Annotated in this window: 19 protein-coding genes; 13 read left to right on the plus strand and 6 right to left on the minus strand. The window is 49.5% G+C overall.

All coding sequences use genetic code 11. From position 1 onward, the window contains the following. Positions 1-161 precede the first annotated feature (161 nt). Entirely contained in the window at positions 162-785 is a 624-nt protein-coding gene (locus AK95_RS30420; RefSeq protein ID WP_071223664.1) for a YktB family protein, read from the minus strand. 265 nt (positions 786-1,050) lie between these two features. Between AK95_RS30420 and AK95_RS30425 the strand changes: the two genes are divergently transcribed. Both AK95_RS30425 and gndA read left to right on the plus strand, forming a co-directional pair. Next, positions 1,051-1,647: a hypothetical protein gene (locus AK95_RS30425; protein WP_071223665.1), complete on the plus strand. Its 597-nt coding sequence runs from the start codon at positions 1,051-1,053 to the stop codon at positions 1,645-1,647. A gap of 193 nt (positions 1,648-1,840) precedes the next feature. After that, the gene (gndA, locus tag AK95_RS30430) at positions 1,841-3,250 is read left to right on the plus strand and encodes an NADP-dependent phosphogluconate dehydrogenase (RefSeq protein ID WP_181469719.1); all 1,410 of its coding nucleotides are present in this window, start codon (positions 1,841-1,843) and stop codon (positions 3,248-3,250) included. Between the two features lie 142 nt (positions 3,251-3,392). Here the strand turns inward: gndA and AK95_RS30435 are convergent, their stop codons facing one another. Continuing rightward, the gene (locus AK95_RS30435; protein ID WP_201259450.1) at positions 3,393-3,776 is read right to left on the minus strand and encodes a hypothetical protein; all 384 of its coding nucleotides are present in this window, start codon (positions 3,774-3,776) and stop codon (positions 3,393-3,395) included. A gap of 206 nt (positions 3,777-3,982) precedes the next feature. On the opposite strand from AK95_RS30435, the gene AK95_RS30440 reads away from it, so the two are divergent. Then, entirely contained in the window at positions 3,983-4,495 is a 513-nt protein-coding gene (locus AK95_RS30440; RefSeq protein ID WP_268801978.1) for a shikimate kinase, read from the plus strand. Between the two features lie 131 nt (positions 4,496-4,626). On the opposite strand, the gene AK95_RS30445 is transcribed toward AK95_RS30440, so the two are convergent. Next, positions 4,627-4,935 (minus strand): rhodanese-like domain-containing protein, encoded by a 309-nt coding sequence (locus tag AK95_RS30445; RefSeq protein ID WP_174819205.1) that lies wholly within the window; start codon positions 4,933-4,935, stop codon positions 4,627-4,629. 166 nt (positions 4,936-5,101) lie between these two features. On the opposite strand from AK95_RS30445, the gene aroA reads away from it, so the two are divergent. The 5 genes from aroA to ptsP are packed head-to-tail and all read left to right on the plus strand — an operon-like array spanning position 5,102 to position 10,701. After that, complete coding sequence (gene aroA / locus AK95_RS30450) at positions 5,102-6,394, plus strand: 3-phosphoshikimate 1-carboxyvinyltransferase (protein ID WP_071223668.1); 1,293 nt, start codon at positions 5,102-5,104, stop codon at positions 6,392-6,394. A 51-nt stretch (positions 6,395-6,445) separates the two neighbouring features. After that, positions 6,446-6,868, plus strand: coding sequence for a CoA-binding protein (locus AK95_RS30455; RefSeq protein ID WP_071223669.1), 423 nt, complete (start codon positions 6,446-6,448; stop codon positions 6,866-6,868). A 37-nt stretch (positions 6,869-6,905) separates the two neighbouring features. Next, on the plus strand, positions 6,906-7,061 hold the full coding sequence (locus AK95_RS34360) for a hypothetical protein (protein WP_162487675.1): 156 nt from the start codon (positions 6,906-6,908) through the stop codon (positions 7,059-7,061). After that, positions 7,058-8,941: a glucose PTS transporter subunit IIA gene (locus AK95_RS30460; protein WP_071223670.1), complete on the plus strand. Its 1,884-nt coding sequence runs from the start codon at positions 7,058-7,060 to the stop codon at positions 8,939-8,941. The genes AK95_RS34360 and AK95_RS30460 overlap by 4 nt, the downstream gene beginning before the upstream one ends. Next, on the plus strand, positions 8,938-10,701 hold the full coding sequence (ptsP, locus tag AK95_RS30465) for a phosphoenolpyruvate--protein phosphotransferase (RefSeq protein WP_071223671.1): 1,764 nt from the start codon (positions 8,938-8,940) through the stop codon (positions 10,699-10,701). The genes AK95_RS30460 and ptsP overlap by 4 nt, the downstream gene beginning before the upstream one ends. 157 nt (positions 10,702-10,858) lie before the next feature. Here the strand turns inward: ptsP and AK95_RS30470 are convergent, their stop codons facing one another. Next, positions 10,859-11,386: a type 1 glutamine amidotransferase domain-containing protein gene (locus AK95_RS30470; RefSeq protein ID WP_201259451.1), complete on the minus strand. Its 528-nt coding sequence runs from the start codon at positions 11,384-11,386 to the stop codon at positions 10,859-10,861. Positions 11,387-11,613: 227 nt separating this feature from the next. Here AK95_RS30470 and AK95_RS30475 point away from each other — a divergent pair, with 227 nt between their 5' ends. The 4 genes from AK95_RS30475 (at position 11,614) to AK95_RS30490 (ending at position 14,447) form a co-directional block, all read left to right on the plus strand. Continuing rightward, complete coding sequence (locus AK95_RS30475; protein WP_235613267.1) at positions 11,614-12,090, plus strand: hypothetical protein; 477 nt, start codon at positions 11,614-11,616, stop codon at positions 12,088-12,090. 95 nt (positions 12,091-12,185) lie between these two features. Beyond that, positions 12,186-12,533 (plus strand): bacillithiol system redox-active protein YtxJ, encoded by a 348-nt coding sequence (ytxJ, locus tag AK95_RS30480; RefSeq protein ID WP_071223673.1) that lies wholly within the window; start codon positions 12,186-12,188, stop codon positions 12,531-12,533. Between the two features lie 93 nt (positions 12,534-12,626). Then, the gene (gene ccpA, locus AK95_RS30485; protein ID WP_071223674.1) at positions 12,627-13,637 is read left to right on the plus strand and encodes a catabolite control protein A; all 1,011 of its coding nucleotides are present in this window, start codon (positions 12,627-12,629) and stop codon (positions 13,635-13,637) included. Positions 13,638-13,745: 108 nt separating this feature from the next. Continuing rightward, positions 13,746-14,447, plus strand: a complete 702-nt coding sequence (locus tag AK95_RS30490; RefSeq protein ID WP_071223675.1) for a 5'-methylthioadenosine/adenosylhomocysteine nucleosidase — start codon at positions 13,746-13,748, stop codon at positions 14,445-14,447. A 110-nt stretch (positions 14,448-14,557) separates the two neighbouring features. On the opposite strand, the gene AK95_RS30495 is transcribed toward AK95_RS30490, so the two are convergent. Further along, on the minus strand, positions 14,558-15,190 hold the full coding sequence (locus AK95_RS30495) for a GNAT family N-acetyltransferase (protein WP_071223676.1): 633 nt from the start codon (positions 15,188-15,190) through the stop codon (positions 14,558-14,560). Positions 15,191-15,475: 285 nt separating this feature from the next. Here AK95_RS30495 and acsA point away from each other — a divergent pair, with 285 nt between their 5' ends. Continuing rightward, positions 15,476-17,200 carry an acetate--CoA ligase gene (gene acsA / locus AK95_RS30500; RefSeq protein WP_071223677.1) on the plus strand — a complete coding sequence of 575 codons (1,725 nt, stop codon included), beginning with the start codon at positions 15,476-15,478 and terminating at the stop codon, positions 17,198-17,200. Positions 17,201-17,393: 193 nt separating this feature from the next. Here the strand turns inward: acsA and AK95_RS30505 are convergent, their stop codons facing one another. Then, positions 17,394-20,501, minus strand: coding sequence for a penicillin-binding protein 1A (locus AK95_RS30505; RefSeq protein WP_071223678.1), 3,108 nt, complete (start codon positions 20,499-20,501; stop codon positions 17,394-17,396). Positions 20,502-20,569: the final 68 nt, after the last annotated feature.

The following is a 20,569-nucleotide window of genomic DNA, read 5'->3' on the forward strand; positions in this document are numbered from 1 at the left end:
TTGTTTTACAACAAGGAACGTTTCCAAAACAAACTGGGCGACCTCTCCCCGATTGAGTTTCGGGAGAAAGTCGCCGCTTAATAAAATTTCTCTTTTTTTATTGTCTACTTGACGGGGCTATGACCACAACAGCAGCCCTTTACATCAATATATCATGCTCATTAAAACGCCATTTTATAAAGCGGCAGCAGCGTCTCAAACGTCTCCTGCACTTTTTGCACCAGCTTGTCCCCTTCAAGCTTGACGGCTTCCTCGCGCGGGATGCGCAGTCCGCACATGACCTCAGCCTTTTTCACCTGCTTCAGCTTCTCAATCAGACGCGTGAAATCCTCTTCACTCATATCCTGATGAGAGGTGCCAGAAGGGTTCATGTGATCCATGGACCAGTAGAAATGTTTAGGCAGTGCCTTCGCGGTTTTCTTCAGCTTGGCTTCCAGGTTGCCGGCAAACACGGTCTTGTTGGGACTCTCGTAAATAATCGCGAAGATGACAAACAGATGGGTTCCGAACATGCCCACCTCAAAATGAGGCAGTGCTTTGTAGCCGCGTTTGCTGGCAGCCCAAGCGACCCAGGTGTCAATGGGAGGATTGACAGTGCGTCTTGCATGCTTCGCCACATGCACAAACATTTCTTCCCCAGCCAATGCCGATACATAAGGTGACAACTCAGCCCCTAACGCCTCCAGCTTGGGTCTTACACGTTCAATGAGAACCTCCATACGGGCCTCAAGCCCGGGAACGGAGAATACGTCGAAATCTTGATCTGTAAATCCGGTAACCGTCATAGGATGTGATGGCCTCCCTGTTGTTGATGATATCGTTACTAAACTCGGTTTTTGGATAACTTATTATACCATAAGGCAAACGGACATCACGCATTGCCCAGAAAAGCTTCACCGTATGTTCATGTGGGTTAAAAATAGTCAATAAACCAAGTTACCGTTACATAAGATGGAGTATAAGATATAGATAAGACAACATCAAAAGCAGCCATGGGGGAAATCTTCACCGCCGTTTAATGATCGGTAGTAAACCGGAGGAGGGAGTGCCGTGAATAAGAGCGAGGAAGTGGAGTATTGCAACCTGGAGCTCCGGTTTGATCGCCGGCATATCCAGGACCTAATCAAGGAATTGATCCAGGAAGGATATTCGCTTTATTGGAGCGAGAATGATACGCAGTTTGTCATTTCAATCCGAACAGGTCGCAAGCTGGTAAAGCTGCGGTTTCAACGAACAGGAAGCGGTTTTAAACTGGTAGGCGATTATATGATTCGTGATCCCAAACTCGCGGAATGGATGGAGAAATTGATCGAGAATACCCGTGGCCATGCTGTCGTCAAACGTTTCAAGGATCGGCAAATTTTGATCGAGAATATTTTGTTTGGTGAGGTCATAAGGCTCGTGGAAATATCCGGTTACCGGCAGCGGGTGCTGTTTCAGAAGGGAACGCCGATGACGGAGCAGGAAATGCTGCGGCTGTTTGAATCGGATGTAGGGGAACAGCGATTGCTGCTGTCGAGACTGGAAACCGATGATGAGCTTGAGAAGCTCCATGCGGCGCTGCAAGAGGGGGACGAAGACAAAATTTCGGCTTGCAAGCATAGACTCCGTGAGCTTTCCTTGGAGCTGATGAGGCTGGAGTGGTAATGACTTCAACCCGGATACAAGTTTAAAGCACGAACAACACTCCGAAACAGAAGGGGTGTTTTCGCGCGTGTTCTGATTTTGTGACAGGGGTTCACTTGTCAAATGAAAAACGTTAATATAAGATTATTGCAAATCATCTCGGATAGGGATAGGTTTGTTTAAAAATATATTGGAGCAAAGGATGGAGAACCAGATGTCAAAACAACAAATCGGTGTGATTGGCCTTGCTGTAATGGGAAAAAACCTGGCCCTGAACATCGAAAGCAAAGGCTTCACCGTTTCCGTATATAACCGCTCTCCGCAAAAAACGGAAGATATGCTGAAGGAAACCGAAGGCAAGCAAGTGAAGGGGACGTTCTCGATCGAAGAATTCGTGGATTCCCTTGAAACTCCTCGTAAAATCCTGATCATGGTACAAGCGGGACAAGCTACGGATGCTACGATTGAACAGCTGATTCCACATTTGGACAAAGGCGATATCATCATCGACGGCGGTAACGCTTATTTCCCTGATACACAGCGCCGCAGCAAAGAACTGGCTGAAAAAGGCTTTAACTTTATCGGTGCTGGGGTTTCCGGCGGCGAAGAAGGCGCATTGAAAGGTCCATCGATCATGCCTGGCGGACAAGAAAGTGCCTACAAGCTGGTTGAGCCTATTTTGACGGCCATTTCCGCTAAAGTTAACGAAGAGCCTTGCTGTACATATATCGGACCAGACGGTGCCGGCCATTATGTAAAAATGGTTCACAACGGTATCGAGTATGGCGATATGCAGCTTATTTGCGAAGCTTACCAATTGCTGAAGGACGTACTCGGCCTCGATGCGAAGGATCTGCACGGAATCTTCACAGAGTGGAACCAAGGCGAACTCGATAGCTACCTGATCGAGATCACGGCTGACATTTTCTCCAAATATGACGAAGAAACCGGCAAGCCGATGGTTGACGTGATTCTGGATACGGCAGGCCAAAAAGGAACAGGTAAATGGACAAGCCAAAGCTCCCTGGATCTGGGCGTGCCGCTGTCCATGATCACCGAATCCGTATTCTCCCGTTTCTTGTCCGCAATGAAAGAAGAGCGTGTGGCAGCAAGCAAAATCCTGAATGGTCCAAAAGCAGCTGCATTTGACGGCGACAAGGCCGAATTCATTGAAAATGTGCGCAAAGCGCTGTTTGCAAGCAAAATCGTATCCTATGCTCAAGGCTTTGCACAGCTTCGCGTGGCATCCGATGAGTACGGCTGGAACCTGCAATACGGCAACCTCGCTAAAATTTGGCGCGGCGGCTGCATTATCCGTTCCCGTTTCTTGCAGAACATCACGGATGCTTATGAGAACAATCCTGAGCTGAAGAACCTGCTGCTGGATCCGTTCTTTACCGATATTATTGAATCCTATCAAGATGCATGGCGTAAGGTTGTTGCTTCCGCGGTATCCTTGGGCATCCCGGTTCCTGGGTTCTCCAGCGCGCTTGCATACTACGACAGCTATCGCACCGCAAACCTGCCGGCAAACCTCCTGCAGGCTCAGCGTGACTACTTTGGAGCTCACACGTTTAAACGCGTGGACAAAGAAGGCACCTTCCACTATAACTGGATGGATTAATTCTGCTTTTTCTAGCAGCATGAATGCCATCCTCCCTGGATGGATTAATTCTGCTTTTTCTAGCAGCATGAATGCCATCCTCCCTGGATGGATTAATTCTGCTCTCTATGGCAGCATGAATGCCATCCCTGATGGAGCCATTTCACTCTGGGGAGCTAGAATGATTTCCGTTCGCCGGGGGAGAGATCAGAGATTCAACCGTACGGGCTTGAGAAGGGGAGTGCGCCTCCGCCAGCTCAGGAAGTCCGTGCATGGCTTCTAAGAGACAGGTGCGGATGTCGTGGTTCTTTGTATGGATGTGGTTTCCGCTTCCGAGCAAGAGCAGCGCGGCTTCGCAGTAACTGTTGAAATTTTGCAGCAAACGTGGCTTTGAAAGATCCAGCAGTGCAGGATCCTTCAGAGCCACTTTTTTTTGGACAAAATGAAGCACCCAGATCACATCTTCGCGGCATAGCGGGTAGGCGGGGTCGAGAATCCGGCGGATGCGCTTGGCAGCGGAAGAGAGACCGGTTGGACGAAAAGACATAATATATTCACTCCTTTCTTCTAATCTTGTATTCTTGTAATTAGTATATGACAATAGGGAACCAGATAGACTCGATAAAATTGGAGCTTTACTTGGGGGTTACTCGTATAAGAACAATTTAGAGAGTCAGGTCCATTGTCGAAAGATTTGGGGCTGTGGTATGATATGAGCAACCTTTACAGTGAAGCAGCAAATGGGGTGTCAAATTGGATAAGATAGGTAGGAACATCATTCTGATCGGGATGATGGGTACGGGCAAGTCAACCGTTGGGCGTCTCCTGGCAGACACGCTCGGCTACACCCTGATCGATCTGGATGCGGAAATTGAGAGGGTGGAAGGCAGAACGATTTCCGAGATGTTTGAAGCGGATGGAGAGCCGTATTTTCGTGAGGCAGAATCTGTTGCACTGCGCAGCGTTTTAGAACGGAAAGGCATTGTCGTAGCGTCCGGCGGAGGAGCTGTGCTTCGTTCCGAGAACTGTGATGTAATGAAACGCGGTGGCTGGGTCGTTGCTCTTACAGCGGATGCTTCCAGCATTGTTGAACGGGTACGTGGTGATGCCAATCGGCCGCTGCTTGCGGGGGATGTCGAAGATAGAGTTCGGCGTATCCTGGATGAACGAAAGGACAAATACCAGTTTGCGGATGTCATAGTGGATACGGTTGGCCGACCCGCGGGGGAAGTAGCGGCTGACATTTTAACGCATTACCGCGGCTAAGATGGTCAGCGAACGGCCTTGAGGCGATGATCATGAATCAGTCTCTAAGGTGCATCTGTAGATTGTACTTGGGTCGGAGCATGCAAAAAAGGCGGGAATCACGATCATCCCGCACCTTCTTCATGGCCTGTCTATTCTTCATCGTCATGCCACTGAAGCATGCCGCCCTTCATGTTGATTACATTAGTCAAGCCCTGGTGATTCAAAAATTCGCATACGTGTTGACTGCGACCACCGCTGCGGCAGATGAAGACGACCTCCTGATCGCGCGGAATTTCGTCCAGACGATTCGGAATCTCGCCCATAGGAATATGCTTGGCACCGCTGATCATGCCTGCTGCAACTTCCTCGTCCTCGCGGACATCAATCATGTACACATTTTCGCCGTTTTGAAGCCGGCTTCTAAGCTCCGATGTTTCCATTTGAGGGATCGGTTTCATCATATAGACCTCTTTTCTGATAATAAATGATTAAGATCGTAACGATCTGAATTTCCAGTTCACATGAACTATGATAACCAAGCGGTTCTTTCCCTGTCAATTTATACTAAGGGAGATTTCAAGGTTGTTATTCATAACCTAATAATTACAAGGAGAGATACATACGATGGATGTAATCGTCAAGCCTACGCCTATATTAAACGGAGAGATTGGAGCGCTATCCTCCAAGAACTATACAACTCGTTACTTGCTGGTAGCTGCACTTGCCGAAGGAACGAGCACGATCTATTACCCAGCTCATAGCGAGGATAGCGACGCCATGAGACGCTGTATCCGGGATCTCGGGGCCGTGATCGAGGAGGACGAGGAGAAGGCGGTCATTACGGGCTTTGGCAAATCGCCGCGGGATGTGAAGGAACTGAACGTCGGTAACGCCGGCGCCGTTTTGCGCTTCCTGATGGGCGTCACGGCGTTGTCTAAAGAGGTTACCTTTGTCAATACTTATCCGGAATCACTGGGCAAACGTCCTCATGATGATCTCATTGAGACGCTTGGTCAATTGGGCGTGGAAGTCGAGCATAATGAAGGCAAACTGCCGATCACGATTCGTGGCGGTCAGCCGAAAGGCGGAAAGCTCACCGTATCTGGCGAAGTAAGTTCGCAGTACTTAAGCGCACTGTTGTTCTTAACGCCACTGCTTGCCGAGGACAGCGAGATTACCGTTACCGGTGATTTGAAATCCAAGGTCGTTATCGGTCAGACCCTGGAAGTGCTGGAGCAAGCGGGCATTACGATTCACGCAGCGGATGATTATACATTCTTCCGGGTTCCTGGCGGTCAATCCTACGAAGCGAAGACCTATACCGTTCAAGGCGATTATCCGGGCTCTGCTGCCGTCCTGGCGGCGGCTGCTGTCACGCAGTCGGATGTAACCATCCGCAATCTGTCAGAGGACAGCAAGCAGGGAGAGCGGGCTATTATTGACGTCCTGCGGATGATGGATGTTCCCCTCACGCACAAGGACGGTAATGTCCATGTCCAGGGAAACCGAACCCTGAAGGCTTTGGATTTCGACGGAGATGCGGCGACGGATGCGGTACTTGCGATGGTAGCGGCAGCTGTGTTTGCGGAAGGAACCTCTCGATTCTACAATGTGGAGAATCTCCGCTATAAAGAATGCGACCGGATTACGGATTATTTGAATGAATTGCGCAAAGCCGGAGCCAACGTTGAGGAACGCCAGGCCGAGATCATCGTTCACGGCCGTCCGGAAGGCGTCGAGGGCGGTGTGGAGATCAATGCCCATTATGATCATCGGGTCATTATGGCCCTGACTGTGGTCGGACTTCGCGCACATCAGCCGATCCGGATTAAGGATGCGCATCATGTGGCCAAGTCGTACCCGCAATATTTTGATCACATGAAGGCGCTTGGAGCCAATGTAGAATGGGTAAAATAAAGGAATAGCCAAGAGGCTCGTCTATTACGAATGGAAAGGTGGTCATGAAGCATGGCATTTGAAAATCCTACGCGCGAAGAAATCGCGGATATTTTGCGAAACGCAGGCAATATCGCTGTTGTCGGTCTGTCTGACCGGCCGGATCGTACTTCCCATATGGTTTCTGCTGCGATGCAAATGCGCGGATACCGGATTATCCCGGTTAACCCTGGTGCAACAGAAATACTTGGGGAGAAGAGTTATCCATCCCTGAAGGACATTCCGGAGCCGATCCATATCGTCAATGTGTTCAGACGCAGTGAATATTGTGCCGATGTGGCGCGGGAAGCTGCCGAGATTGGAGCCAAGGTGCTCTGGCTTCAGCAGGGCATTATCAGTGAAGAGGCGGCGGCCATCGCGGAGAAGAGCGGCATGATTGCCATCATGGACCGCTGCATTAAGGTGGAGGATTCCATCGCTTTGGGCGGGCGTTAAGATTTGAATTGGTGAGTTGGAATTAGGAGCAAGCCTTATGTTGAAGCAGCCGCTGGCAGACTGGACACGATCCGGGCCTGCCGAGGCACTGCTCGTGAGGCTTGCTTTTCTATGTGGCATTTGCCCTGATTTCTTTTTGACAAAAACAGGCGCAGCGCTTACCATCAAGGATAGAAAGGAGGGCTCGCCTTGAATTGGTTGGGATCATTACAACAGCTGGGCAGAGCAGTTATGCTCCCTACAATGGCGCTTCCGGCGGCAGCTCTCCTGCTTAGCGTGGGGAGTCTGCCATGGTCGGCGTGGGGCTTCGGAACCTTGGGCGAGATTGCCCAGGCAGCGGGGCACGGTGTGTTTTATTATATGCCGTATTTATTTGCCATCGGTGTCGCATGGGGGCTCTCGAACCAGGGAGGACCCGCAGGGCTTGCCGCTCTGGCTGGCATGTTCATCTACGATCAGGTAATATCCCGTCTCGGAGACGGGAGTGTACAGCCCTCGACCTTGATTGGTATTATTTTTGGGGTAATGTCCGGTTACGTTTATAACCGGTTCAAACATATTAAGCTTCCAGAAGCTATACAGTTTTTTGGGGGCTCCCGATTTGTGCTTTTGTTCATGGGACTGTTCTCCACGATATTTGCATGGATCATGCTGGGGATGGCTCCCATGGTACAGCGCGGCTTAGATGCTTTTTATGATCTGACCGTACATATGGGGGCATTCGGATTATTTCTCTACGGAATTTTGTACAGGGTACTGACGGCATTTGGTCTGCATCACTTGTTGAATAACGTCTATTGGTTTCAGCTGGGCTCGTACGAGACGGAAGACGGTACCGTTGTTCAGGGGGATCTGCCCCGATTCTTCGCGGGTGATCCGACAGCGGGCGACTTCATGGCCGGCTTATTCCCGATTATGATGTTTGCCCTGCCGGCGATTGCATTTGCCATTATTCAAGAGGCACGGGAAGATTTGAAGCCGAAGGTGAAAAAAACGTTTATGCGGTCCGCGCTCGTCTGTTTTTTGACCGGGGTATCGGAGCAGATTGAATTCGCATTCTTATTTGCGTCTCCTTATCTGTATGTACTCCACGCCCTGATGGCCGGTTTCGCGATGGTGCTTACCTATGCATTTGATATCCATCACGGGTTTTCATACTCGGCCGGATTTATCGATTACGTACTCAATTTTCACTTGTCGCAGAACGCCTGGATCATCATACCCATCGGGGCTGTATACGGCATCGTTTACTATTTTCTGTTCCGCTGGGCCATTCGCACCTTCGAAATCCCGACACCCGGGCGTGAAGAAGGCTCGGCGCTGGAAGGCCGGGCAGGAGACATCCCCTATCAGGCACCGCTTATTCTGGAAGCGCTTGGTGGGAAAGACAACATCGTTCAGGTCCAATCCTGCATGACGCGTCTTCGACTGACCGTATACAATGACCGCCAGATTGATTCGGACGCATTGAAATTGCTCGGTTCAGCCGGCATCATCAAGCTGGGCGGCGGGAATGTCCAGGTGGTATTCGGGACGTATTCCGAGCTCATCCGCGAAGAGATAAATAAGCTGATGCAGCAAGATTTACCGCGCGTTCTGTTCAGCGCGCCCGTACAGGGACGCATGCTTCCGATTGATGAAGTGCCGGATGATATTTTTGCCGCCAAGCTTGTCGGCAACGGCGTGGCGTTCATTCCGGAAAAAGGCGAACTTGTATCTCCGGTATACGGAACCGTGATGCATGTCTATCCGACGATGCATGCCATTGGCATTTCAACGCCGGATGGACTCGAGGTGTTGATTCATATCGGGATCGATACCTCTCAACTGAAAGGACCGTTTTCAGCTGTGGTAAGCGAAGGGGATACCGTTGAGCCGGGGCAACTGCTGGTCAAGTTCGATCTGGCATATTTAAAGACACATGCCGCATCACTGGCAACACCGATGGTGATCACCAATCCCGATAAAGTAAGATCTTGGAGCTTTGCTCCATTCAAGTCCGTTAAGAGAGGACAGTCATCTGTCATGTCCGTCGTATTAAATGAGAGTAATGCTGGGGGTAGAGAATCATGATACAAGGCATTGGCGCAGCAACAGGCGTAGCGATCGGTAAGGCTTTCGTACTGCCGCATTGGGAGCTGGACCTTCCGGATTCCGAAATGGATGCTGTCGATTTAGCCAAAGAGTTCGAGCGCTTATATGAAGGCATACGAACCTCCAAGAATGAAATTGAATATATCAAGAACGAATTCAAGGAAATGGTGGGGCACGAGGAGTCGCAGATCTTTGATGCGCATCTGGCCATACTGGAGGATCCCGTATTCATGAACGAAATTCAAGGGATCATCGAGCGCCAGTACAAGGCTGCCGAAGTGGCGGTTAAAGAGGCGATCGATCATTTCGTATCCATGTTCGATTTGCTGGACGACGAGTATATGAAGGAGCGGGCGCTGGATATTAAGGATGTTGGTAATCGGCTGCTCAAGCATCTTCTCGGTGCTCCGGAAGTCAAGCTTCCGGCTGATACGCAGCCTTATATTTTGGTTGCAAAGGAGCTTTCTCCGTCTCAGCTTGTGCACCTTAACCCTTCCCACGTTCTTGGCATCGTGACGATGACGGGTGGCAAGACCTCTCACTCGGCGATAATGGCCCGCGCTCTCGGCATACCACTTGTATCCGGGATTGAGAACAAGCTGGATCATCCGATCCAGACCGGACAGCATCTGGTTGTGGATGGGGATGAAGGCTTGCTGTATTTGGAGCCCGACACGCTGGTTGTAGAGCGTTACGAAGGGATCCGCGAGTTGCAACGGAAAAAGAAAGAGCAGCTGCAGCTCCTGGCAACCGTTGATGCGGTTACGAAAGATGGAACCTATTTTAATCTGGCCGCGAATATGAACTCCGTTAAAGAAATGGAGATTGCGCTGAAGAACGGCGCACAGGGAGTCGGATTGTTCCGGACGGAATTTTTATATATGGATCGCCACAACTTTCCTTCGGAAGAAGAGCAGTTTGAAGTGTATAAACTGGTTGCCGAGAACGCAGGTGAGTCCTCGGTCGTGATCCGTACGCTGGACATTGGCGGCGATAAACAGCTGGATTATTTCGGGCTGCCGGAAGAAGAGAACCCTTTCCTGGGTTATCGCGCCATCCGTATCAGCCTGGATCGCACAGAACCGTTCCAGACCCAGCTGTCCGCCATTCTGAGGGCCAGCGCTTTTGGTAACGTCAAAATCATGTATCCGATGATATCCTCGATAGAGGAAGTCAAGCAGGCTAATGCCGTGCTGCGGCGTGCGATGGCCGATTTGGACCAACGCGGCATCGCATACGATCCAAACATTAAGGTTGGCATCATGATTGAAGTGCCGGCAGCAGTTACCATCTCGGATATGTTGGCAGAGGAAGCCGATTTCTTCAGCATCGGGACGAACGATCTGGTACAGTATGTGCTGGCGGTGGATCGGATGAACGAGCAGATCGCGCATATGTACCATCCATTTCATCCTGCGGTCTTGCGCATGCTTCGGACGACGGTGGAGGCTGCGCATGCGGCAGGCATACCGGTCAGCGTGTGCGGAGAAATGGCCGGGGACGAGCGGGCGATTCCGATATGGCTGGAGCTTGGCGTTAAGGATTTAAGCATGTCGCCGCAATCCTTGCTTCGCGTGAAGCATCGCATCTTGAATACCAATGCGGCAGAAGCGAAGGGGGAGGCAGCGGCCTGCTTCAAATTGCGTACCAGCTCCGCTGTCGAAGAGCGTCTCAGCGCGTTTGCCGAACGCAGCAGTTATCTGAACGGAACTAACGGTACGGACAGCACGGCCTCTTAACAAGACAACCTCAAGAAGAAGGATAACTTTACAATTTTTATGTTTCTTTTTTGAGTGGACAAGCTAACATATACTCAAATCAAAAACAGCTGCCTATCTCACCAGGAGTCCTTCTTGGTGAAATGAGCGGCTGTTTTTGTGTGGTGCAGGGGAGCTTTTAGCCTTGATGTGCCAGCGCATCGCAAAAGGCTTTGCCGTACGGCGGCAGATCCGGTGGACGGCGGGCGGAAATAATATGACCGTCGGTCACGACCGCTTCATCCTTCCAGATTGCACCGGCATTTTCCATATCGTCGCGGATTCCCGGTGTGGAAGTAACCGTGACTCCGTCCAGGATTTTGGCGGAGATGAGTACCCATCCGGCGTGGCAGATCTGTCCGATCGGTTTTTTGTCCGCATTCATTTCTTTAACCAGTTGCAGCACTTTATCATAACGGCGCAGCTTATCCGGAGCCCAGCCGCCCGGAACGAGAATTCCATCATAATCCTTGCTGTTCAGCTCTTCAAATGAATATTCGGCTTGAGCGGGAACACCATATTTGCCCGTGTAAGTTTTTCCTTTTTCCAACCCGGCAAGATGGACTTCCGCCCCTTCCTCACGGACCCGGTAAACGGGATACCAGAGTTCCAGATCCTCAAATTCTTCGTCTACAAGCGCTATTACCTTTTTTCCAGCCAATCTCATGATTGATATAACCCCTTTCTCGCAGATTTCCTCATGTGTCCGTATGACTGTACTTATTGTAACAAATATGGAGGGCAGTTTCATAGGAACGAGCAAAGAACAAACATTTGGAAACATATCTGGTAAATAAAGCATTATCACAAATTAGCAGGATTCTTTGGTATGATAGTCGAATAGAACTAGTTTAGGTGACAGATTTGTGACATAGGCTGTTGGGATTAGATTACGTGATAGGATTTGGGGTGGGCATTTTGTTCAAAACCTGCAACTGCGGACAATGGATGAAGTTGGAATTAAGAAAGCTGATTCATGAAAGAAGGACTCGAATATATCATGTTCCTGTTTATGCCTGTCAGGCTTGCAAGAAGTATGAGCTTCTGCCTCTTATTAAACCGGATTTACTTCGCTATCTCGCATCGATGAGCAATGAGACCGGACGAATACACGTTTCGTTCGCAGATGTTAATGAGTCAGCATACGTACTTCGAGAAGTGTTCCGTACATACGATGATGATTCGTCGGTAGAATGGCAGACACGCTGCATGGAAGTTTTTGATGAGCGGATCAATATGCTGTTGGATCTATTTCGTTATGCCCAGAGCTTGGGCGACGGTGACTGGATGAGACAAATTGAGGGACGGCTCGAGCAGTTAAGCACGATTAAATCTCTCGTTCCTGAAAATTCGGGAAATTATGCAAGATAATTTTCAGAAAATTTTCGCGGTTGTTGGATTTTTCACGCACTTTTTGTTAGGATAGAGGATAGGAACTTCAATACAATGAAGGGAATGTATATCCTATGGCGACGTTGACGAAAATGACTACTATAGAAGAGTTGCGCAGCACCCTTGAATCTTCGGAGCAGAGGCCCTTGCTGCTGTTCAAACATAGTACCAGATGCCCAATTAGCGCCGGAGCCTATGAGGAAGTGCAAGCTTACCTGGAGGACCAGCCGAACGAGCGGATCGACTATGTATGGATCGATGTCATTGCGGACCGTCCGGTGTCGAGTCAAGCTGCGGAAACTCTAAGCATACAGCACGAATCGCCACAAGTTATTCTTGTAAAAGAAGGAGCGCCAGTCTGGCATACATCCCATTCCCATATTACGACTGAAGCGCTGAAAGCTCAATTGGACGGCATCTAATGCCGTGTCGTTGCACAAAGCAGTAATTTGTCGTATCATAAATTCAATTGGTATTGAACGAATGAAAATCTATTGGCAATGGAGAGAAGGAATTTGACGGTAACCATTTACGATGTTGCGCGCGAAGCAGGCGTTTCCATGGCGACGGTATCACGGGTTGTAAACAATAACCCGAACGTTAAGCCTCAGACCCGGAAAAAAGTATACGAAGCGATTGAACGTTTAGGGTATCGTCCGAATGCGGTAGCCAGAGGTTTGGCCAGCAAGAAGACCACAACCGTCGGCGTTGTGATCCCTGACATTTCGAACTCGATCTTTGCGGAGATTGCCCGTGGTATTGAGGATATTGCTAACATGTACCACTATAATATAATTTTGTGTAATGCCGACAAACGTAAGGAAAAAGAAATCCGCGTTATCAACACATTGCTTGAGAAGCAAGTGGACGGTTTGTTGTTTATGGGTGGAACGGTGACGGACGAGCATATCCAGGCGTTCCAGACATCGGCTGTGCCGATTGTTCTATGTGCGACAAGTGACGAGAGAGGTTCTTATCCTTCCGTTGACATTGATCATGAACAGGCTGCGTTTGATGCAGTGAACACTCTGATCCGGCATGGGCACCGTGAGATTGCCATGATCAGCGGCACGCTTCAGGATCCGGCGAATGGCTATGCACGTTTCCAAGGCTACAAGAAGGCACTGGAAACTGCCGGCATCGAATATCAAGAGGATCTGGTGCGTATTGGTAACTATCGCTATGAGTCCGGCGTGGAAGCGATGAAATACTTCCTGGGACTTAAGAAGAAACCGACGGCTATTTTTGCTGCTACCGATGAGATGGCAATTGGCGCTATTCATAGCATTCAGGATGAAGGCTACAAAGTGCCGGATGATTTCTCTATTATCAGCGTAGATAATATTCGGATGGCTTCGATGGTTCGTCCACAGCTGACAACGGTAGCTCAACCGATGTATGATTTGGGAGCCGTAGCTATGCGCTTGCTTACCAAGCTGATGAAGAAGGAGAATGTGGAGAATCCTCGCGTGATTCTGCCGCATGAAACGATTCTTCGGCTTTCGGTTAGTCATGTGAACGAGTAAGAAGTGTGAATGAAAGCAATTTACCATTTTGAAGAAAGCTCCTGGTTTTAAAGGGGCTTTTTTCTGGTGGGATTATTTTGTGGTCTTGAATTCAGGAGGGATATCGGTATGACAACACAGGTTATCGGCCTAATCGGGGCCATGGACGAAGAAGTGGAAATGCTGCTCAGTCAACTGGAGAATAAAGAAACGGCAGTTCGTGCAGGGGTTACATATGCTTCGGGAACGATTCATGGCAAGCGCGTCGTTGTATGCAAGAGCGGAGTGGGTAAGGTGAATGCCGCGGTTACCACGCAAATCTTGATTGATGCCTATGGCGTTTCCAAAATATTGTTTACCGGCGTAGCGGGCGCGCTGCATCCGGAGCTGAACATTGGCGATATCGTCATTTCTTCCTCCTGCATGCAGCACGATATGGACGTGACGCCGCTCGGCTTTGCGCGCGGCGTGATTCCGTATCAGGCAGTGTCTGATTTTCCTGCTGATCCTTCGTTGATCGAGCTGGCGGAGGAAGCGTGCAAAGAGCAGGAAGCGAATCATTACGTCATCGGAAAGGTTCTTTCGGGTGATCAGTTCATTGCCAGTCGTGATACAGTACGGACGCTTCACGAGGATCTGAACGGGGTTTGCGCGGAAATGGAAGGATCTGCCGTTGCCCAGGTATGTTATATGAACCGTGTGCCTTATGTGGTGATCAGATCCATGTCGGATAAGGCTGACGGATCTGCGCATGTCAACTTCCCTGAGTTTACCGTGAAAGCTTCCAAGCGTTCACACGAAATCGTGAGCTACATGCTCGGCAAACTCTAGTAAAAACTTTGTGTAAGTGGCAGGCATACATATCCAGTATGCACCTCTACAGACAAACTCCCCAAGGACAAGCCCTTGGGGAGTTTGTTTTTTATTTATTGGGTATCGACTTAATACATAAACCGCTGTCTGAAACGGATACGATCGAATTGTTCTTGTGATGAAAGCGGTACGTGCCGTCCGATTCTGACCATGAGACAGTTGGCAGGATGGGAGCAGATTTCCGGATCGTCGGTTGCGTACCACTCCATATCTACGATTTTCATTAACCGTTCCATCATTTTGCGGTAATCCCATACGTTAAGGCCGCTTCCTTTAAGATCCCAATGCCAGTAGTACTCGGTCGTAAACACGATGTAACGCTCCATCTGCTCTTCTTCAAATGCAGTCTTTATCATCTGCTGCCCAAGTCCCAGAGAACGGTAATCTTTCGCTACCTCGATGGCTCCAAGTTCAATCAAATCTTCCATATTGCCCTCAGACCAGCGTTCCTGCTCATCCGGGTGATGAAACGTTACATATCCAACGATCATATCTTGGTCTCTCGTGATAATGATTCTGCCTTCGGGCAGGCCTGCAATTTCCACCAATGCCTCATGCTGCTCCGCAGGACGACGAAAAGCCTTGAGATCAGGGTGCATGGTTAGCTCGGATAGTTGCTCGGGAGGTACAGGTCCTTCGATGATCAGGCGGCGGTCTTCAGGGAACAAAACATGAGACTGGTATACCTTGCAGTGTTCCATCCGTTACGCTCCTTTCAATTCCATACCCTACTTATAGCAAAAAAATAAAAAAATGAAAAGCAATGACAGGCAAACGAGAGCTATGATATAATCTTTTCGACATAAAATCTTCACATTTGTGTCGTACTTAACGATATGTTTCCTTGCGAATTCAGGGGTTAATGACTCGATGACTGCGACAACGTGACGACCCACCGCAATGTGTAAAAAGTATGTTTCATTCAATCATTTTGTAAGCGCTGTCGACTATGAGGAGACCGATTTGAGAATGAGGAGGATGTTATCATGAATCAAACGCATAGCGAAATATTGCCAAGTGAAGTTTCACATTCCAATATGAAGAGTTACGAGCAGGCACGCTCCGAGTTTTCATGGGACGAAATCGAGAGACATTTTACTTGGTATGAGACGGGCAAAGTGAATATGGCCTATGAAGCTATAGATCGTCATGTGGCAGAGGGGCGAGGAGATAAGGTAGCTCTCTTGTATAGTGACGCCAATCGTGAGGAATCTATTACTTATGCGCAGTTGAAAGAAAAATCCGACAAGTTCGGTAATGTACTTCGTAAATATGGCGTTGGCAAAGGTGATCGGGTATTTATCTTTATGCCGCGCGGTCCTGAGCTCTATGCCGGTTTGCTGGGCATTCTGAAGGTTGGCGCCGTGGTCGGCCCATTGTTCGAGGCGTTTATGGAGACGGCTGTAAAGGATCGTCTGGAGGACAGTGGAGCGATTGCACTGATTACGACGCCTGCACTGTTGTCACGCGTGAAGCGAGACGAGTTGCCTGAACTGAAGCATATTTTTGTCGTGGGCGAGATTGAAGAGGAGGACCCGCGGCTAGTAAGCTACCACGAGGAAGTTGAAGCTGCATCAAGTGAGCTGGAGATTGAATGGCTTGAACGGGAAGATGGATTGATCATGCACTATACGTCAGGCTCTACCGGGAAACCGAAGGGCGTGTATCACGTGCAGAATGCCATGATTCAGCATTATTATACGGGCAAGGTTGTTTTGGATTTAAGGGAAGATGATATATATTGGTGCACGGCGGACCCGGGCTGGGTTACCGGTACGTCCTACGGTATTTTTGCACCGTGGTTGAACGGGGTTACCAATGTCATTCGCGGAGGCCGTTTCAGTCCGCAGGATTGGTACAGCACTTTGGTGAACAATAAGGTAACGGTATGGTACAGCGCTCCGACCGCCTTCCGCATGTTAATGGGTGCCGGCTCCGAGCTTATCGACCAATATGATCTGAGCCATGTACGGCATATTTTATCCGTTGGCGAGCCGCTTAATCCCGAGGTGGTGCGTTGGGGACACAAGGCTTACAAGCAGCGTATCCATGACACATGGTGGATGACAGAGACTGGCGGACAGTTGATCTGTAATTACCCGGGCATGGCGATCAAGCCAGGATCCATGGGGCGCCCGGTGCCGGGCATTACAGCGGCTATCCTGGACGATCAGGGGAAAGAAGTGGCTCCGTACACGATGGGGAATTTGGCAATCAAGACACCTTGGCCGTCCATGATGAGAAAAATTTGGAATAACGAGGCGAAGTATGAAGAATACTTCCGAATTCCGGGCTGGTACATTTCAGGTGATTCGGCATATATGGATGAAGAAGGATACTTCTGGTTCCAGGGCAGAATCGACGATGTGATTAATTCGTCCGGTGAGCGAATCGGGCCGTTCGAAGTCGAGAGCAAGCTGGTTGAACATCCGGCTGTTGCTGAAGCAGGCGTGATCGGTAAGCCTGATGTTACTCGTGGCGAGATCATTAAAGCCTTTATCTCCTTACGCGAGGGGTATACACCCACTCAGGAGCTCAAGGATGAAATCTACCGATTTGTGAAGGAAGGACTCTCCGCTCATGCCGCGCCTCGTGAAATTGAGTTTAAGGATAAACTTCCGAAGACGCGCTCCGGTAAGATCATGCGCCGCGTACTGAAAGCGTGGGAGCTGGATCTTCCGACAGGTGATCTGTCCACGATTGAAGATTAAAAAGCGTGATCAAGACAGGGCTGACAATGAAGATGGTGACCACCATTTTCATTGTCAGTTTTTTTATAGACGGGCGTTTTTTTCTTCTACCTAAAAAGATGAACTAAACCAGAAGCCTCTGCTTAAGCAAAAATAAAACCAGCCCTTCCAACAGATGATCTCTGTAGAGGGGCTGGCTTTTTAATATTTCAATCTATTTTTTCTCAAAATATACGGCCGGTGAAGCAGCAGATTCACCGATTGGATTTACGGCAGTTACTCTAAAGGTACCGCCGATTGGGTTACCAGAGGAGTAATAGAACTCCGTGCTCTTACTTGAGCCAAGAATCTGGTAATTGCCGTCACTATTTGGACTGATGTAGATGTTGTAGACCATAACCTCTTCCTCTGGAGCATTGCCGCTCCAGGTGGCCTGAAAGCCCTCAGGGGTAGCTACAAGGGTCGGCTGACCTGGTGCAGACGGTACGGTAGCAGCACCTTCATTCCCAAGTTCCAGGTCGATATTGGGATCTCCCTCAGTCAAGCCGTCATCCGGATTATCGATGTCGTCATCCGGATTCGCATCGTTGTCGCCCGGTACTTCGAATCCAGGCGCTGTGCCGCCCACAATAGCGCTTGGCTCAGATACTTTGCCGGCAACGTCAACGGCGACAACGTAATAGGAAGTAAACATTCCGTCAGCTCCAAGTCCCGAGAAGACAAGACTCTCATCGCCAAGCACGACCTGCCCTTGGTGTGTATACGGACTTCCGTTAACGGACTTAAAGAGCCGGTATCCGACAACATCAGGAGATCCGCTGGCATTAAAGCTGATCGAGCCGCTGCCCATCGAATAATGTACGTTTTTCGGTGGAGTAGGGGCTTTGCCATCATCCGTTCTAGGGTCGAGCCTGCTTGGCATCCCTTTCTTCGCGTCCTGCGGCAGATAAGATTCCAGTGATCTCTTTTCACCTTTCATGACCTTCAGGGCGTTCTGCAGCTCTATAATCAGCTCATCAATGGGTTTCTCACGCTTGATTACGATTTGTTCTCTCAACATATCCAGAGGCGTTGCTTCATGTGGAATGTAATTTACACCCCGATAGGTGATATATTTCGCTTTTGCGATGCCATCATCGCTTTCGGTAGGCACAAACTTCACATTAAACAGATCCGTTACGAATCTGTCCGTTAAGGCGGTCGGCAGTTTGCCGCTGTACGCCGAAACCGTTTTGGAGGTTATGCCTTCAGGCTTCTCAAACGTTTTGGTTGGGAACAGATCCGGCTTAACGTCGGTTGCTTCGTTCATGATTCTTGCCCAAATGGCCTGGGCGTGCTTGCGCTGGTCTCCAACGAGCGTATTTTTTTGTTCTTTGTATCCGACCCATACGCCAAGCGTCACATCCGGCGAGTATCCCATGAACCAGACATCCCCGTAGTTCTGGGTAGATCCGGTTTTACCAACGACCGGAACCTCATTGAATTTCTTGTACGTGTCTCTGACCTTGCTGCCTGTTCCGTTCGTGATGACGGTACGGAGCATATCCGTCATAAGATACGCTGTCTGCTCGGAGAATACCTGCTCCGGTTTTACTTCATGTTTATAGACAATATTGCCTTTGGAATCCACGATTTTCTCAATCATGAAAGCATCCGTGAATTTGCCTTGATTGCCGATGGAACTGTATGCATTGGTGAGTTCTTCAACTGTCACGCCATAATGAAGCCCGCCGAGTACACCTGTTGAAGCGTTATAATCGTCCTCCTCCAAGGTCGTGATACCCAGCTTCTTGGAAAACTCCCAAGCCTTCTCGATTCCGACCGTGTTGTTAAACAGTTTCAGGGCCACCGTATTGGTCGAATCGTTCAATGCCTGTCGTGCCGTCATCAATCCTCTGTACCCGCTGTACGAGTTTTTGGGAATATGGAACACTTTGCTGTAGTCCTTTAAGATGATCGGTGAATCGTCCACCACACTGGCAGGTTGAATCCCTCCCGAATCGAGTGCCGGTAAATAGGCGGCAATAGGCTTCATGGCAGATCCAGGTTGTCGTTTCATTTGTGTGGCGTAGTTCATTTGTTCTGTGTTAAAATCCCTGCCCTCAATCATGCTGAGAATGGCGCCGGTTTTGTTGTCGATCATCATCGCGGCGGTCTGTTCCATTCCTTTTTCCTGGCTGTCAGGCAAGTAATTGCTGTCATCCTCAGCAATGGATCGCATGGTCTTGTATAATGTCCGGTCGATGGTGGTGTAAACACGGTAACCGCCGGTGCTGAGCTGGGCCCGGGAAGCATCCATCAGATCGGAGTTCGCTTGCGTGCCTTTTGCGTTCTCTTCCGCTTCCTCGCTCAGCTGCATCAGAATATTCGATGCTTGACGTTCTACTTCCATCATGAGATAAGGATAAGTCACATAGGCCTTCTGTGTGCGAGGAGCAAGCGATTTTTTGATATCGAATGCTTTGGCCTCTTCATATTCGGCTTGCGTTATTTTGCCTTCTTCCAGCATGCTTGCCAGCACGCGGTGTTGCCGGTTTACTGCCCGGTTAAATGCTTTCTCGTCAAATTCTCCTTTGCCGTTGAAGGCCGAGTAGGAGGATGGAAGCTGCGGCAGACCTGCCAAATATGCAGCTTGAGCCACGTTCAGATCATCCAGCTTGTTAATGTTGAATATTCCTTTTGCGGCAGCCTTGATCCCGAACAGCTGGTATCCGCTGGAACCGTTGCCGTAAGGAACCTTGTTCAAGTAGGCTGTTAAAATTTGGTCTTTACTCAAAAAGCGTTCCATCCGCATGGCAAGCAGCATTTCTTTTACCTTGCGGTTATCGGTTTTGTCGCGACTTAAAAAAGTGAGCCTGGCCAGCTGTTGCGTCAACGTGCTGCCGCCGGTTTGAACCGGTTCGTTCAGCACGCGTTCCTTTACGGCGCGAGCGGTACCTTTTATGTCAACACCCTTATGTGTATAAAAACGGTTGTCTTCTATGGATACGACGGCATCCTTAACAAGCTGGGGAATATCCTTGAATTCCACAGGTCGTCTGTCTTCTTCGGTTCTAAGCTGCCCGATCGGTGAGCCATCCGCGAAGTAGGCGAAGCCCGTTATGGCATTGTCGTTCACCGTATTCTCGATGAGAGCCCTGGATCTTACCGGCTCATTCTCAACAATAGAGGTCACGTAGCCTGCTACGGCTCCTCCAGCGAACAAAACGCCCATCAGACCCACCACAAAGAGCCATCCGATGACGGATCCGAGCACCCGCAGAAAGGACCGTTTACGCGGTTTCTTCTGTTTTTCAGGCTCTTGTTTTTTCTCCTCAACCATGAATGTATACTCCTCCTTTTAACGCACCTATTATAGCATAAATCGAAGGTTTTGAATCATGTGTCCCT

This window comes from Paenibacillus sp. LC231 (assembly GCF_001860525.1).
Classification (GTDB): domain Bacteria; phylum Bacillota; class Bacilli; order Paenibacillales; family Paenibacillaceae; genus Paenibacillus_AQ.

Bases quoted from the DNA above. Each gene is read 5' to 3' on its own strand.
- AK95_RS30420 (WP_071223664.1), bottom strand. From the start codon at position 785: ATGACGGTTACCGGATTTACAGATCAAGATTTCGACGTATTCTCCGTT.
- gndA (WP_181469719.1), top strand. From the start codon at position 1,841: ATGTCAAAACAACAAATCGGTGTGATTGGCCTTGCTGTAATGGGAAAA.
- AK95_RS30435 (WP_201259450.1), bottom strand. From the start codon at position 3,776: ATGTCTTTTCGTCCAACCGGTCTCTCTTCCGCTGCCAAGCGCATCCGC.
- AK95_RS30445 (WP_174819205.1), bottom strand. From the start codon at position 4,935: ATGAAACCGATCCCTCAAATGGAAACATCGGAGCTTAGAAGCCGGCTT.
- aroA (WP_071223668.1), top strand. From the start codon at position 5,102: ATGGATGTAATCGTCAAGCCTACGCCTATATTAAACGGAGAGATTGGA.
- AK95_RS30455 (WP_071223669.1), top strand. From the start codon at position 6,446: ATGGCATTTGAAAATCCTACGCGCGAAGAAATCGCGGATATTTTGCGA.
- AK95_RS34360 (WP_162487675.1), top strand. From the start codon at position 6,906: ATGTTGAAGCAGCCGCTGGCAGACTGGACACGATCCGGGCCTGCCGAG.
- ptsP (WP_071223671.1), top strand. From the start codon at position 8,938: ATGATACAAGGCATTGGCGCAGCAACAGGCGTAGCGATCGGTAAGGCT.
- AK95_RS30470 (WP_201259451.1), bottom strand. From the start codon at position 11,386: ATGAGATTGGCTGGAAAAAAGGTAATAGCGCTTGTAGACGAAGAATTT.
- ytxJ (WP_071223673.1), top strand. From the start codon at position 12,186: ATGGCGACGTTGACGAAAATGACTACTATAGAAGAGTTGCGCAGCACC.
- AK95_RS30490 (WP_071223675.1), top strand. From the start codon at position 13,746: ATGACAACACAGGTTATCGGCCTAATCGGGGCCATGGACGAAGAAGTG.
- AK95_RS30495 (WP_071223676.1), bottom strand. From the start codon at position 15,190: ATGGAACACTGCAAGGTATACCAGTCTCATGTTTTGTTCCCTGAAGAC.
- acsA (WP_071223677.1), top strand. From the start codon at position 15,476: ATGAATCAAACGCATAGCGAAATATTGCCAAGTGAAGTTTCACATTCC.
- AK95_RS30505 (WP_071223678.1), bottom strand. From the start codon at position 20,501: ATGGTTGAGGAGAAAAAACAAGAGCCTGAAAAACAGAAGAAACCGCGT.